Source organism: Vibrio scophthalmi (assembly GCF_040869025.1).
Classification (GTDB): domain Bacteria; phylum Pseudomonadota; class Gammaproteobacteria; order Enterobacterales; family Vibrionaceae; genus Vibrio; species Vibrio scophthalmi.
The window spans coordinates 361170-375833 of sequence record NZ_CP134272.1; the positions used below are offsets into that span (position 1 = coordinate 361170).

Here is a 14664-nt window from a genome sequence, read left to right on the forward strand (position 1 = left end):
AATCCCCTAATGATTTTGATAAAAATCATAAATTTAAGGTAGATGCACATCTTGTCATGTGATCAAATGGTTCTGAGAAAAATCAATAACCAGACAACAAGATGTGCGAACTCGATATTTTACACGACTCTCTTTACCAATTCTGCCCTGAATTGCACTTAAAACGACTCAACAGTTTAACGCTGGCTTGCCACGCATTACTTGAATGTAAAACGCTCACTCTTACCGAACTTGGTCGTAACCTGCCAACGAAAGCCAGAACAAAACATAACATCAAACGAATCGACAGATTGTTAGGTAATCGTCACTTGCACAAAGAGCGACTCGCTGTATACCGTTGGCATGCCAGCTTTATCTGTTCAGGTAATTCGATGCCCATTGTTCTTGTTGACTGGTCTGATATTCGTGAGCAAAAACGGCTTATGGTATTGCGGGCTTCGGTGGCACTACATGGTCGTTCTATTACTCTTTATGAGAAAGCCTTTCCGCTTTCAGAGCAATGTTCAAAGAAGGCTCATGACCAATTTCTAGCCGACCTTGCAAGCATTCTACCGAGTAACACTACACCGCTCATTGTCAGTGATGCTGGCTTTAAAGTGCCATGGTATAAATCCGTTGAAAAGCTAGGTTGGTACTGGTTAAGTCGAGTCAGAGGGAAAGTGCAATATGCAGATTTAGGTGCGGAAAACTGGCAACCTATCAGCAACTTACATAGCATATCCTCAAGTCGCTCAAAGACTTTAGGCTATAAGAGGTTGACTAAGAGCAACCCAATTTCATGTCAAATTGCACTGTATAAATCACGTCCTAAAGGCCGAAAAAATCAGCGTTCGACACGGACTAATTGTCATCATCCGTCACCTAAAATCTACTCCGCTTCGACAAAAGAACCATGGGTTTTAGCGACTAACTTGCCCGTTGAAATCCGAACACCAAAGCAACTTGTTAGGCTCTACTCGAAGCGTATGCAAATTGAAGAAACCTTCCGAGACTTGAAAAGCCCAGCCTACGGTTTAGGCCTCCGTCATAGCCGAACTAGCAGCTCAGAGCGCTTTGATATCATGCTGCTAATCGCCCTAATGCTTCAACTGACATTTTGGCTTGCTGGAGTTCATGGTCAGAAACAAGGTTGGGATAAGCACTTCCAAGCTAACACTGTCAAAAATCGAAATGTACTCTCAACAGTGCGCTTAGGGATGGAAGTTTTGCGGCATTCTGGCTACACAATAACGAGGGAAGACTTGCTCGCGGCTGCAACCCTGCTTGCTCAAAATCTATTCAAACATGGTTGTGCTTTGGGGAAATTATGAGGGGATCCCTCAGGACATAACGTCAACAGTGCACGTTATGATGAAGGCGAATAGACAACCTTTTGTCCTTTCTGATGAAACCTGAGATTGAAATAGTCTCAATAGATTGGCTCATATATTTGTTACATTCATTCTGAATTGTTTGGCGAGTTCTTTTGAACTCGCTTTTTTTTGCGCTTAATTTCTCCCATAGAGATGAGAGCCTCATCTTGGTAAGTAGTCGCTAAGCCCAGTGTTCATTCGGACGCATGAAGCAAAAAACGGAACGATGATCAAGGCAACATTCGATCATTTAGCGATAAGTTAATGCAACCGTTGCGATCCTTGATCATGCTTTCGTTCTTCATTCCAGGCATGAGCTGCCATGAACTCCACATGTGTCTCGACAATCTTATTTGATTCAAGCTGCCACTGATGCTGTTGTTGCTGATTACAAAACTCTAAAGACAGCACCGTTAAATGCTGCATACGCTTCATTGACCAATCTTTGAGTTCGATTTCCGCCATTGGTTGGCTTACCGTTGCTTGCAGCTTGGCGTATGCCAATTGAAGGTATTGGTAAGCCAGCTTCGGATCCTGGTAACGAAAAGCATGAAAGATACGTAGGCAACCGTCGAGCCAACACGCGATCGCCTTACTTTGCAGCTCGGTGATCGATGGCCCCCATACCGCATCGGGTACATTGAGGATCAATACTTGAAGATGTTTCTCTTGATCATGCTTTCGGGTTTGATGCCAATCGCTGATCTCGTTTACCCACGTATCTAGTTTCATCATGCAGCTTCAACCAACTGTTTTACAAAGTGATTCGGTCCGACTTGGTTCACGCCTTGGGTGACAATCGCACTGGTTGCGCGAATTTGATCGGCCTCTACTGAATAGTTTGGTTCAGTTTCGACCAAATGACCAAATGGAAGATCGGGATCTGGCACCGCAGAGATCAACAGCTTGGTGTAAGGATGTTTTGGGTTGGTGAGGATCGCTTGAGTGTCTCCCCATTCAACAATTTGGCCTTTGTACATCACTGCAGTTTCTTCTGCGATGTAGTGCGCGGTCGCAAGATCATGAGTGATGTAGAGAAAACCGATACCAAGATCTTTTTTCATTCGTTGCATCAGATTCAGTACACCTAGGCGGATTGAGACATCCAGCATAGAGGTTGGCTCGTCTGCCAGTATCACTTCTGAGCCGACTGCGAGGGCGCGCGCTAAATTCACACGTTGGCGCTGGCCGCCACTTAGCTCATGAGGATATTTACCTAAGGTGTCCGGCGCGAGTTCCACCAGCTCAAGCAATTCTTGCAGGCGTGCAGGGATATCACTATCGCGCTTTACTTGTTTATGGATCTTCAAAGGACGAGTTAAGTGATGCTCGATGGTATGAGTTGGGTTGAGTGAACCAAACGGATCTTGAAAGACCATTTGAACCTTACTGCGATAATCGAGTAATTCTTTACGGCTGTGGATGTCATTGATATTTTTGCCACGATAGAGGATCTCACCACTTGTCGCAGGGTAGACCTTAGTCATTAAGCGGGCACAGGTACTTTTACCACAGCCTGATTCGCCCACTAAAGCGAGCGTGCGGCCTTTGTGGATGTCAAAGCTGACGCCTTGTAAGGCTTTAAAGCGCTCAACAGAAGAGAAGCCACCGCCAATGGTGAACTCCTTCACGACGTTGTTGAGTTGAATGATTGGTTCGCTCATGCCATTGCTCCTTCAGTCGAGTGCTTCCCTTCATGAATATTCGGGAAAGAGGCCCATAATTTTTGGGTATACGGATGTTGTGGGTTGTTGCGGATCTGTTTTGAGCTGTTCACTTCAACGATTTCACCATGGCGCATGATCGCGATACGGTTACACAATTGGCTCATCAGCGCCAAGTCGTGGGTGATAAACAGGACTGAGAAACCAAATTCTTCACGCAGTTGATAGATTTGCTGCAAAATCTCACGTTGTACCACTACATCTAATGCGGTCGTGGGTTCGTCCATCACGATCAGCTTGGGATTGAGCGATAACGCGATCGCAATCACTAAGCGTTGGCGCATGCCACCACTGAATTGATGGGGATATTCAGACAGACGATCACGAGGAATATTGACCAAATCGAGCAATTGTTCGGCGCGTTTGGTCGCTTGCTCTTCGTTCATGCCACGGTGATGGCGAAGTACGTCAGCAAATTGTTCTTTGATTGGAAGCACAGGGTTGAGAGAGTTCATGGCGCTTTGGAAAACCATGGCGATCTCACTCCAGCGGATTGCACCAATCTCTTTATCCGAAAGTTTCAGCAGATCACGACCTTCAAAGTGAATTTGTCCTGCTGAGATAAAGGCTGGCGGCTTATGTAAACGGTTAATGGCAAAAGCAATGGTACTCTTACCACAGCCTGATTCACCCGCTAGGCCAAAGATTTCACCTTTGCCAATATCAAAACTGACCGATTTTACGGCGTTAAAATCGCCAGTATCGGTAATGTAGTCAACGCATAAGTTGCGAATTTTAATGATGGGGTCAGCATGAAAAGCATGCTGAAGAGCTTGGTCACTCATAACGATTCTCATATGATAAAGATAATGATTATCATTAACTCTTAATTCAATCGAGAAAAGAAGTCTGGTATAAAAGAGTGAAGCTGGTCGTAAAATAGTCGCAAAAACCCTTGGGAAGAACGAAAGGATTTAATCGAAGTAATGGTGATTATTTGTGCTTGAGATGATCTAGAACAAAGGGAGTATTTTCAGCGGAGCCTTTAACTGTACTGCGCAATTTCATTAGGCGCAAAATAAAAAAAGCCGATTTTCATATCTCTGTTTTGAACTATTAGCGATATCACATTCCCGAACGAATCTACTTAACAAGCTAGGGTTCAGTTTGCTAAAGATTAGGGCGTCCCTAGCATGGTTTGTTCGGAGGTTTCCTATGTCCATCAATTCTATCGACCATGATGAAATGACAAGTATTGCAAATAAGTGGGACTTCACGGAAGAAGTTGAATCGTTAAAGCCAGTGACAGTTGTCAAAACTGCCCAAGCGCGTCGCCGCATCGAAATGTTGCGTGAGATTCGTGAAAGTGGCTTAACCATTGAAGAAGCAAAGGAACTGGGCTTACTTCACTAAGTCGTTAATTGCATATACTTGTAAACAGGGTGGCTAATCTATAAGCCACCCTTTGTTGTTTTTGATCTGACCACTGTTTTCTTCTCTCAACATTGCGCTCTTATGTGCTATATTTCCGCTTTGTATTTTTTTTTGTTCGAGATCTTACTATGTCGGTGAATTTGTCGCTGCTACCCGCAGATGAAAAAAATAAGGTTGAGCTAGATAAGCAAGCCTCATTTTTAGTGTGGAAGCTTCGAGAGGCGAAATCTGGCCCTGAAGAGATAGTACAACAGGCGAACCAACTGGTTGATGAAGTAGAACGCACTTGGTTTATGCAAAGTGTTGAGAAATACAAACGAATGATGGGCATCGCGTGACCCAAAGCAAATGAGGCGAAATTGAAAAGCCCTCATTTTTTGCTAGAATCCCTCGCGTTAAATTGAAATTAGAGAGAACATCCCAATGGGAAGAAGTTTTGAAGTGCGCAAAGCCTCTATGGCGAAAACTGCAGGCGCAAAAATTAAAGTTTATTCCAAGTACGGTAAAGAAATTTACATGAGCGCCAAAAACGGCGGTTCAGATCCAGACATGAACTTGTCACTACGTCACTTGATCACGAAAGCGAAAAAGGACCAAGTTCCTGCGCACGTTATCGAGAAAGCGCTTGATAAAGCAAATGGCGGCGGCGGTGAAGATTACCAACCAGCTCGTTACGAAGGTTTCACTCCTGGTGGCGCTAGCGTGATCGTTGACTGTCTTACTGACAACGGCAACCGTACGTTCCAAGATGTTCGCCAATGCTTCGTAAAAACAGGCGCTAAAATTGGTGTTGCGGGTACGGTATCTCACATGTTCGATCACCAAGCTGTATTCCAGTTTAAAGGTGAAGATGAAGAAGCAGTACTTGAAGCCCTAATGATGGCGGATTGTGATGTTGCTGATATCGAACTAGAAGATGGCGTAATCACTGTTTACGCACCAAACACTGAGTTCTTCAAAGTGAAAACGGCACTAGCAGCTGAATACCCAGAGCTAACGCTAGACGTTGAAGAAATCACGTTCGTACCTCAAACGTACACAGAAATCTCGGCAGATGACCAAGAGAAATTCCAGAAGTTCCTAGACCTTCTAGAAGACTGTGATGACGTTCAACAGGTTTACCACAACGCTGAAGTTTAATCTTCGCGCTGAATTGGTATAAAAAAGGCTTCGCACTGCGAAGCCTTTTTTGCTATTTAAATGCCCTAATATTAACCTTACCGCTTACCCAGTATTTTCCATTTACCAGCTCTGAGTAACGGTTCACCTTGCCTCTCTCCTGACGCTTTTGGAAGAGTGATCTTGTACAGTATGTAAAGTACACCTAGTGTGACTGCTAGCTCCCATCCTCGTAAAAACGTGCGTTCCAATCCGATATCTTGACTGGTCATATACAGCTGAATTGGCAGCATGGTGGCTAATAGCGCATCAGCATGTAGCTCACGCCCATCACTACCACCTTTCACCATCAAACTGGCAAGCAGGAAGACCAGCCCCGCCAATAGTAAAATATAAGCACTCAGCACCGATTGGTGGTTGATCAATAACACGCTAAATATCGCAGCGATAGCGCAGCCTCCTACTTGAGTGATGAAGCGGCGTTTGACGACACGCTGAAAAGAAAGACGATTCGTTTGTAGTGAAGCGGCAATGACTGGCACCATACAAAATGTCGCTGAAAGCATATCCACCAACATAAGAAACCCGACACCAATACCGATTAAGGCGAGGGAAATAGCCCTTTGTTGAGCCGTCACTGGAACTTCCATTGATGGTGTCTGTATCGGTTGTTTTTGGTTGGGGTCTTGGGTTGGAAAACAAGCGACCGCAAACTTACACACACAGGCAGTGATCAGCATCGCGATAAAAATTTCATGGATGCGTACAGCCATATTAGCCTCTGTGTGTTGATCAAAGACGATGATCAGTATCCAGTTAAAGGTTGGCATTAACATCGCGCCCATTTTGGCTGGTGTTGTTGCTCGGCGACGCATCCAGTCAAAAAAGAACAAGCTCAATGTCCAGATGATGAATGGATGAGAGTGGAACGCTTCACTAATCCCCAGGGCAGCCGCCGCGGCACAAAGCGTAGGAGCGAATGTGTGAATGATTCCTTGCCAAGAATAGTTTTTGCTCTTGGTCATGATGATAGTCGGGTAGAGCGCTAAATACACCGGGGAGCCGAGAGCGAGAACCTTACCTAAGACCATACAAATTGTAATTGCTAAGGTAACGCGAAACGCTTCGTTGCGTTGATAGAGATTTTCAAAGCGAAATAGTTCAAGCATAAGAAACGTCCGCTAATAGAAATAACGGAATAGGGACACCATGTGGATCCATAAAGTACTAATGCTATCGATCACGGTTGAACCGTTGTTTACGCTGACGGAAGCTCGCGCGCCGGAAATCAATTCGGGATCAAGTTGCTCGATGGTGATGCGTACACGGATTTTTTGCTGCTCTCGGATCCAGCGACTGTCATTGACAACATCTGAGAGCTGTCCATGGCTGTTGGCTAAATCGCGCACTGCTCGCTCTTGGCTTTCAATATGGCCAATAAAAACTTGGCCGGGTAGGGCATCAAATGCAATGTGGGCTGTGTTACCCACTTGCAGATGCGACATACCTTTTTCATTGAAGTCGGCACTGAGCCAAGCTTGTGCTTCGTTGATAACCAGTAAAGCGGTAGTGCCTTGTGCAATGTAGCTACCAGTTTGTAGCTGTAAGTTGGTGATAGTGCCATCGGTTGATGCACGAACCTGAGTGTGTTTCTCGTCCAGTTCCGCACTGGCAAGCTTTACTTTGGCCAGTTTAATCGCAGCATTACCCGTAGAGTCAGACAGCTGTGCTTTAATTCGTTCTATATCGGCTCTGGCCGCTTGAAGCGCACTATAAGCAACATTGACATTAGTTTTACTGTCATCCAGTTCCTGAGCGGTTGTCAGGCCCTTTTTAAACAGAACTTTGCTGCGTTTTAATTTGGCTTGGCTATTGAGAAGTTGTTCTTTGTGTTGTGAGAATACTTGCTCGGCAGCAATCAGCTGCTGTTGGCTCGCTTGAAACATCTCATTTGCTTGCGCGAGTTCTGCTCTCGCTTGTTGAACATTGAGTCGATAGCTTTGATCATCAAGAGTGAAGAGTGTGTCACCGCTATGTACTGATTGACCATTTTTGACTGCAACGGAACGAATAACCCCTGAGACTTCTGGCGCTATCGTTGCAACACTGCGATGCAGTGATGCCTGAGTGGTAAAAGGTGCGATGTTATCTGAGGCGATCAAAAATAATGAGAAGGTGGCCGTTGTGCCAAGCACAAAATAGAGTATGTATTGATAAAGTTTGTCAGTCACAGGGGGGGCTCTTGATGTATATCGGTCCTTGAGTGTGAGTAGAAGTATGCTAATAAGTCTCATCGTGCGACTTGCTAATCAGTATATAAGCATTCAAAATTAACAAAAATAGTCAGGTTTAGAAGTATGAGTTCCATATTTGGAAACGTTGATGATCTCTATCTCTTCAGCAAAGTGGTCGAGATGGGCTCTCTACAAGGTGCAGCTAAGCAACTTAGCTTGCCGTTATCAACCATGTCACGGCGACTAACGGGTTTAGAATCGCGTTTGAATACCCGCTTGCTAGAAAAGCAGGGCCGAGAGTTATTACCAACGGAAACGGGCTTGCGAGTGTTTAACCAATTAAAAAGTGGGATGGAAATCATTGAAAGCGCTTGTGCGCAAATCAGCGAAAACCGCCACGATGTAGAAGGTAAGATTCGTTTAGCGCTGCCCCATAACTTTTATCGCAATTTTGTTGGAGAGGTGGTCGAAGCTTTCTTACAGCAATATCCTAAAGTTGAGCTTGATTTGGTGTTAAGCCAAGAACAACGTGTACCGAAAACCGATCGTGATTTGTTGATGACCTTTGATATTAGTGATCTGGATGAGATGATTGCCCGGCCGCTGTTTCAAGCTAAGCACTGAGGGATCCCCTCATAATTTCCCCAAAGCACAACCATGTTTGAATAGATTTTGAGCAAGCAGGGTTGCAGCCGCGAGCAAGTCTTCCCTCGTTATTGTGTAGCCAGAATGCCGCAAAACTTCCATCCCTAAGCGCACTGTTGAGAGTACATTTCGATTTTTGACAGTGTTAGCTTGGAAGTGCTTATCCCAACCTTGTTTCTGACCATGAACTCCAGCAAGCCAAAATGTCAGTTGAAGCATTAGGGCGATTAGCAGCATGATATCAAAGCGCTCTGAGCTGCTAGTTCGGCTATGACGGAGGCCTAAACCGTAGGCTGGGCTTTTCAAGTCTCGGAAGGTTTCTTCAATTTGCATACGCTTCGAGTAGAGCCTAACAAGTTGCTTTGGTGTTCGGATTTCAACGGGCAAGTTAGTCGCTAAAACCCATGGTTCTTTTGTCGAAGCGGAGTAGATTTTAGGTGACGGATGATGACAATTAGTCCGTGTCGAACGCTGATTTTTTCGGCCTTTAGGACGTGATTTATACAGTGCAATTTGACATGAAATTGGGTTGCTCTTAGTCAACCTCTTATAGCCTAAAGTCTTTGAGCGACTTGAGGATATGCTATGTAAGTTGCTGATAGGTTGCCAGTTTTCCGCACCTAAATCTGCATATTGCACTTTCCCTCTGACTCGACTTAACCAGTACCAACCTAGCTTTTCAACGGATTTATACCATGGCACTTTAAAGCCAGCATCACTGACAATGAGCGGTGTAGTGTTACTCGGTAGAATGCTTGCAAGGTCGGCTAGAAATTGGTCATGAGCCTTCTTTGAACATTGCTCTGAAAGCGGAAAGGCTTTCTCATAAAGAGTAATAGAACGACCATGTAGTGCCACCGAAGCCCGCAATACCATAAGCCGTTTTTGCTCACGAATATCAGACCAGTCAACAAGAACAATGGGCATCGAATTACCTGAACAGATAAAGCTGGCATGCCAACGGTATACAGCGAGTCGCTCTTTGTGCAAGTGACGATTACCTAACAATCTGTCGATTCGTTTGATGTTATGTTTTGTTCTGGCTTTCGTTGGCAGGTTACGACCAAGTTCGGTAAGAGTGAGCGTTTTACATTCAAGTAATGCGTGGCAAGCCAGCGTTAAACTGTTGAGTCGTTTTAAGTGCAATTCAGGGCAGAATTGGTAAAGAGAGTCGTGTAAAATATCGAGTTCGCACATCTTGTTGTCTGGTTATTGATTTTTCTCAGAACCATTTGATCACATGACAAGATGTGCATCTACCTTAAATTTATGATTTTTATCAAAATCATTAGGGGATTCCTCAGAGCTAAGCATGGTTTTTATGCCAGCCCTGAGTATCTTGCCAAAGTGCCTAAGATTAATGATTTAAGAGCGCTAACGGGCCAATCTTGGGTTTCGGTTGATCACGTGGTTGATTTGCCCGTTTATCAAGGAGAGTCGCTCATCGAGGTGATGACGATTAAACCCAAGTTGGTGGTCAATGACATTATTGCGGTGATGGCTGCGGTGGAGAAAGGGCTCGGAGTTGCCTCTTTGCCAAGCCGCTATGTGACGCCAAGTGATAATCTAGTGCAAATATTACCCCAGTATCATCGCAGTGCACGGCAAGCTTATTTAGTCTATAAACAGCGTCGCTACCAACCTAAGGCCTTATCTCTCTTTATTGAAGCCTTGATGGAGGGTGTTAGTGCCTTGAAGTCGCTTAATCATGCTTCTTAACTTGATGGAATTGTTTGTCAGTTTACAGTGTAAAGGTAATTAACATACTGAAAATAAAAAATAATATTCAGTTATCGTTAGTTGCACGCCATCTGTATTCAGCGTTAAAGTGATAGAAATATGAAGGTAAGGTTTATAAAAAACCATTAAATTCAGCCTCTTCTGACAAACGCAGATCAATAAATTGTGTTTGTTCTGACGTAATTGGCTCAAACACTTCTAATATTAGAAGACGATATCTGATTCGTTGAATAAGGAAGAAAGATGAATAAAACACTATTAATTCTAAGCAGTGCTGTTTTCGTTCTAGCGGGTTGCCAAGATGAAGCGCCAGAAAAGCCTCTCGCACAAGCCCCTGCGGAGCAAGTGACGGAAAATGTGACCGTTGATGTTACCGATGGTGTTCAAACGATATCACAAGCAAGCTCGACCTTGTCTGAAGCCAGTAGCAGCGTTGTAAGACCCGAGGAAGCGGTCAGTTCAGCGGAAGGTCGTTTGCAGCATAGTGCGCGCAATTCTCTTGATTGGGAAGGTTTATACATCGGCACATTACCATGCGCAGATTGCTCAGGTATCGCAACGTCATTAACGCTTAATTTTGATGGCACGTACCAGTACGATCAAAACTATCTTGGTAAAGGCAAAGAAGGCGAATATAAATCAAGCGGTGAGTTTATTTGGAATAGTAAGGGTGACACTGTCACTCTATCTAAGGAAGATGGCTCACTACAGTTCTTTGTGGCTGAAAACGCCCTTATGATGCTGGATGTTGATGGTAATAAAGTCGAAGGCCCGATGGCAGACAATTACACATTAGTACAACAAGAATAATGGGTGATTGACGAGTGTTTTTATTACATTTAATCGCTTAAATCGATAGACGATAAAATCTTAAAAGCAGCCAGTGGGCTGCTTTTTTTGTCTCATCGACAGAGCTGTGCCCCTGTGTTCTATGGCTCGAAAGGGTGAAGTTATATTGACAACGTAATAGCAAAGTAACATTAGCCAAAACACAGAAAAACATTACAATACGCCGGATTTTATAATGACGGCGGAATGTTCCTTGAAACTGAGTAAAAGATTAAAGCACCTTGATCAAATGGTCGGCAGTGGTTATAGCCATATTTGGGATTGCTGCTGTGATCATGGTTTCCTTGGCATGACATTACTGTCGCGTCAGGCCGCAGAATACGTCCATTTTGTCGATATTGTACCGAAATTGATGCAAGAGGTTACTGCGAACCTACAACGCTTTTACCCACATTACATCTCCCAATGGCATACGCACTGTATTGATGTTGCTACCTTGCCATTACAACAGTATCAAGGCCGGCACTTGGTGATCATTGCTGGAGTAGGTGGGGATCTGATGATGCAATTTGTTGAGCAGATTCATACCGCTTTCCCGCAGCTGGCAATCGATTTTCTATTGTGTCCCGTTCACCATCATTACGCGCTACGACAAACGTTGATTAAGCTTGATTTTAGTTTGTATAAAGAAACGCTGGTGGAAGATAACCAACGAATTTATGAGATCCTACTAGTTTCTTCTGCACCTGATAAGACACGTAAGATCCATGCTGTGGGTGAGTTCATTTGGCAACCTAATTGTGAAGAACAATCTCTTGTGGCAACTAAATACCTGACGAGGACTCTAGAGCACTATCGCCGAATGCAACAAAGCAAAGACGTTGCTCATATTGTTCATGCTTATCAGGCGGTCACTATTGAATATGCAGAGGTTGACTGAACGATTTCATTGCATAGTGAATTAAAATACTGATTTTCTGATAAATTACTCTGGTATTTTTGATCTCAGCACCCCGCATCCAGTTTACCTCGTCGGCTGGGCTCGTTTAAAACGCGAGTACCCGCAAAGCGATGCCATCCGTGGCCTTGCCGATGATGTTTTTCCTCTCGTGATTCATTAAATGTTGAAGTGATGTTGATTGAATTGGCATGCACTCATAGCAACTATCATTTTTGCACATATTAATTGAGCTGCTGAATTGAAGCGGCATAGACGATAATATTATTGATATCAGACGAGTTTTTTGTTGGATGTGCTTTAATTTAGTTTGGCCTCACTATAGATTACGGCCTACAAAGAAGTACAACTTATCAGTGATAAACCCATACGATCATAACCAACGCTCGTCATGGCTTACATACTTATAAGATCAGTTTAAAACGTTAATGCAACTAGGAGTAAATAGATGGAATGGTATCTTGCAGTATTAAAAAAATATGCCGTATTTAGTGGTCGTTCAAGACGCAAAGAATATTGGATGTTTTTTTTAATTAACCTTATTTTTACCTTACTACTAGGGTTCGTTGATGGGCTTTTAGGTACGGTTGTATTGGGCTTTGTTTATAGCTTAGCGGTACTTATTCCAAGTATTGCTGTGGGTGTTCGCCGTTTGCACGATACTGGACGCACAGGCTGGTGGTTACTGATTAGTTTGATCCCAATCATCGGTATCTTGGTTCTGATTTATTTCATGGTGGGCGACAGTGCACCAGGCCATAACGAGTACGGTCCAAATCCAAAAGGTTCGGATGGCATGTTTATCTAGTTATGTGATTTTGCATCATAGATTAGTATGAAAAAGGCGAGCATCAGCTCGCCTTTTTTCATTTGAAGTGCACGACTAAATTGGTTGGCGTCATTTACACCGTAAAACGGTCAACCAAGTCATACAGTTCATTAGCACGGCTATTGAGGGTTTGACTACCAGCGCGGTTTTCGTTGGCTAATTTCGCTGATTGAGAGCTCTGATCGGAGATAATGACGATTCGCTCAGAGATCTCTTGGCCGACTAAACTCTGCTCTTCAGTGGCAGTGGCGATCAGCGCGTTCATGTCCATGATGGTATCGATAGAATGTTGGATTTTAACCAACGCTGCGGCAGCGGCATTGGCTTCTCCAACAGTATCTGAACTTCGAGACTGGCTCGATTCCATCGCTTTAACCGCATCATCAGACGCAGATTTGAGCTGTTCGATCATTTTGTGAATCTCACCTGTGCTTTGTTGAGTGCGGCTGGCCAGATTACGAACCTCATCTGCCACCACCGCAAAACCACGTCCTTGTTCGCCTGCTCGAGCGGCTTCAATGGCGGCATTTAAAGCCAATAAGTTGGTTTGCTCTGCAATGTCCTGAATGACTTCCAGTGATGAGGAAATATTTTGTACATCACCTTCTAAACGAGAAATCACTTGTGTCGCTCTTAGCACTTCATCAGCTAAAGCTTCAACTGATGAGGCGGCAGAGTTAACGATTTGCTGCGCTGCTTTGGCATTGTCATCGGCTTCTCTCGCCGAATCCGCCGCTTGGCTTGCGTTACTGGAAATCTCTTGAGCGGTGGTGGTCATCTCTGTCATCGCGGTGGCTACTTGCTCTGTTTCTTCGCGCTGGCCAGTTGCCAGTTGATCCACTTGAGCGGCGCGGTTAGACATGTTGGTGGTTTCACTGACCACTTGCACACCCACTTGGCTGACACTGCTGATAATATTCTGCAGGCTGGCTACAAACGCATTAAAGTTAACGCTTAAGCGGGCAAACTCAGGGGCTTTGAACGCTTCCATTCGGGCAGTGAGATCTGCATCGCCATTGGCAAAAGATTGAATTGAACGATCAAACTGTTCAAGTGGGCTCATGATGGTGCGATTGACAGCAACGGCGAAAATCGCCACCAGAGCGGCAATGGCTAAACAGAAGGTAGCAATAGCGGTTAGCGTGCTTTCCAGTGCTTCATTTGAGCGCTGGTTCATCTGAGCGACAACGGCATCTATGTCGTCGGTGTAAAAACCCGTCCCCAGCATTAAATCCCATTCAGGGATAAAAATGGAATAACTGAGTTTAGGCAGTGCGACGGTTTCGCCCAATTTAGGGAAATAGTAGGTGGTGAAGGCGCCGGTTTTCGAGTTTTTGATCAGATCGCGAATTAAGTAATTGCCCTTTTGATCTTTTAGGTCAATGTAGTTTTTACCAATGCCGTCGGTGTTTTTCCCAACTACGACGCGCACCCCTTTAGAGTCGTAGCCAAAAATGTAGCCGGATTGACCATATTCTAATTCTCTTAGTGTTGGTAAGGCTTCTTCAAGCGAAGCTCCGCGATCAAGGAAAGGTTGAATCGAGGATTTCGCCATTTGCAGATACGCGGTGAGTTCGTTTTGCTTCATCTCCATCATATTGTTACGAGTCGCTTCGACTTGCTGCGCTGTTAGCGCCGTGGTTTTATAATAGGCCACACTCATCATACCGATGGCCATCAGCAACAAGGGAACAATTGATAAAATATAGAGTCGTTTTCTTATTGTTAGATTCATACTATTTCCTGCACTCATTTTCTTAAATCCATTATGACTTGATAGACAAATATGTAAGTAATTGTTTATTAAGTAGCAAAGATGTTAACAGATTTATCGGCAAAGAAATGTGAAACTTAAATGTTTTAGATTTAATAATTGATGTAAATTATCTTTGTTTGATGT

The 14664-nt window shown here is 44.2% G+C and carries 15 protein-coding genes and 1 pseudogene; 9 read left to right on the forward strand and 7 right to left on the reverse strand.

What is annotated here, in order from left to right:
- Positions 1-101: 101 nt before the first annotated feature.
- A complete protein-coding gene (locus tag RJD38_RS16595; RefSeq protein ID WP_032073033.1) occupies positions 102-1310 on the forward strand; it encodes an IS4 family transposase in 1209 nt (402 codons plus the stop codon).
- Positions 1311-1613: 303 nt separating this feature from the next.
- On the opposite strand, the gene RJD38_RS16600 is transcribed toward RJD38_RS16595, so the two are convergent.
- Genes RJD38_RS16600 through RJD38_RS16610 form a run of 3 tightly spaced genes read right to left on the reverse strand, consistent with a single transcriptional unit; the run spans position 1614 to position 3861 of the window.
- Positions 1614-2087, reverse strand: a complete 474-nt coding sequence (locus RJD38_RS16600; protein ID WP_040758069.1) for a hypothetical protein — start codon at positions 2085-2087, stop codon at positions 1614-1616.
- A complete protein-coding gene (locus RJD38_RS16605; RefSeq protein WP_065546639.1) occupies positions 2084-3016 on the reverse strand; it encodes an ATP-binding cassette domain-containing protein in 933 nt (310 codons plus the stop codon). Before RJD38_RS16605 ends, RJD38_RS16600 begins: the two co-directional genes overlap by 4 nt.
- Positions 3013-3861, reverse strand: coding sequence for an ABC transporter ATP-binding protein (locus RJD38_RS16610; RefSeq protein WP_009733798.1), 849 nt, complete (start codon positions 3859-3861; stop codon positions 3013-3015). The genes RJD38_RS16605 and RJD38_RS16610 overlap by 4 nt, the downstream gene beginning before the upstream one ends.
- A gap of 370 nt (positions 3862-4231) precedes the next feature.
- Here RJD38_RS16610 and RJD38_RS16615 point away from each other — a divergent pair, with 370 nt between their 5' ends.
- From RJD38_RS16615 to RJD38_RS16625, 3 genes are all read left to right on the forward strand, one after another.
- Entirely contained in the window at positions 4232-4429 is a 198-nt protein-coding gene (locus tag RJD38_RS16615) for a hypothetical protein (RefSeq protein WP_005600316.1), read from the forward strand.
- 149 nt (positions 4430-4578) lie between these two features.
- Entirely contained in the window at positions 4579-4788 is a 210-nt protein-coding gene (locus RJD38_RS16620; protein ID WP_005600315.1) for a DUF3283 family protein, read from the forward strand.
- 85 nt (positions 4789-4873) lie between these two features.
- On the forward strand, positions 4874-5590 hold the full coding sequence (locus tag RJD38_RS16625; RefSeq protein WP_005600314.1) for a YebC/PmpR family DNA-binding transcriptional regulator: 717 nt from the start codon (positions 4874-4876) through the stop codon (positions 5588-5590).
- A gap of 77 nt (positions 5591-5667) precedes the next feature.
- On the opposite strand, the gene RJD38_RS16630 is transcribed toward RJD38_RS16625, so the two are convergent.
- Positions 5668-6738 (reverse strand): DUF2955 domain-containing protein, encoded by a 1071-nt coding sequence (locus RJD38_RS16630; RefSeq protein ID WP_065546640.1) that lies wholly within the window; start codon positions 6736-6738, stop codon positions 5668-5670.
- 12 nt (positions 6739-6750) lie between these two features.
- A complete protein-coding gene (locus RJD38_RS16635) occupies positions 6751-7800 on the reverse strand; it encodes an HlyD family secretion protein (RefSeq protein WP_065546641.1) in 1050 nt (349 codons plus the stop codon).
- 126 nt (positions 7801-7926) lie between these two features.
- On the opposite strand from RJD38_RS16635, the pseudogene RJD38_RS16640 reads away from it, so the two are divergent.
- Positions 7927-8424, forward strand: a pseudogene (locus RJD38_RS16640) (LysR family transcriptional regulator); the annotation flags it as partial.
- Between the two features lie 12 nt (positions 8425-8436).
- Here RJD38_RS16640 and RJD38_RS16645 read toward each other — a convergent pair.
- Positions 8437-9645 carry an IS4 family transposase gene (locus RJD38_RS16645; protein WP_032073033.1) on the reverse strand — a complete coding sequence of 403 codons (1209 nt, stop codon included), beginning with the start codon at positions 9643-9645 and terminating at the stop codon, positions 8437-8439.
- A gap of 51 nt (positions 9646-9696) precedes the next feature.
- Here RJD38_RS16645 and RJD38_RS16650 point away from each other — a divergent pair, with 51 nt between their 5' ends.
- The 4 genes from RJD38_RS16650 to RJD38_RS16665 all read left to right on the forward strand — a co-directional run bounded on the left by RJD38_RS16650 (position 9697) and on the right by RJD38_RS16665 (position 12743).
- Positions 9697-10167, forward strand: a complete 471-nt coding sequence (locus tag RJD38_RS16650) for a LysR substrate-binding domain-containing protein (RefSeq protein WP_367971664.1) — start codon at positions 9697-9699, stop codon at positions 10165-10167.
- Between the two features lie 264 nt (positions 10168-10431).
- Positions 10432-10998 (forward strand): copper resistance protein NlpE, encoded by a 567-nt coding sequence (locus RJD38_RS16655; RefSeq protein WP_065546643.1) that lies wholly within the window; start codon positions 10432-10434, stop codon positions 10996-10998.
- Between the two features lie 214 nt (positions 10999-11212).
- Positions 11213-11917, forward strand: coding sequence for a tRNA (adenine(22)-N(1))-methyltransferase (locus RJD38_RS16660; RefSeq protein WP_065546644.1), 705 nt, complete (start codon positions 11213-11215; stop codon positions 11915-11917).
- A gap of 466 nt (positions 11918-12383) precedes the next feature.
- The gene (locus RJD38_RS16665; protein ID WP_005600310.1) at positions 12384-12743 is read left to right on the forward strand and encodes a DUF805 domain-containing protein; all 360 of its coding nucleotides are present in this window, start codon (positions 12384-12386) and stop codon (positions 12741-12743) included.
- Between the two features lie 94 nt (positions 12744-12837).
- On the opposite strand, the gene RJD38_RS16670 is transcribed toward RJD38_RS16665, so the two are convergent.
- The gene (locus tag RJD38_RS16670) at positions 12838-14499 is read right to left on the reverse strand and encodes a methyl-accepting chemotaxis protein (RefSeq protein WP_005596252.1); all 1662 of its coding nucleotides are present in this window, start codon (positions 14497-14499) and stop codon (positions 12838-12840) included.
- Positions 14500-14664 lie beyond the last annotated feature (165 nt).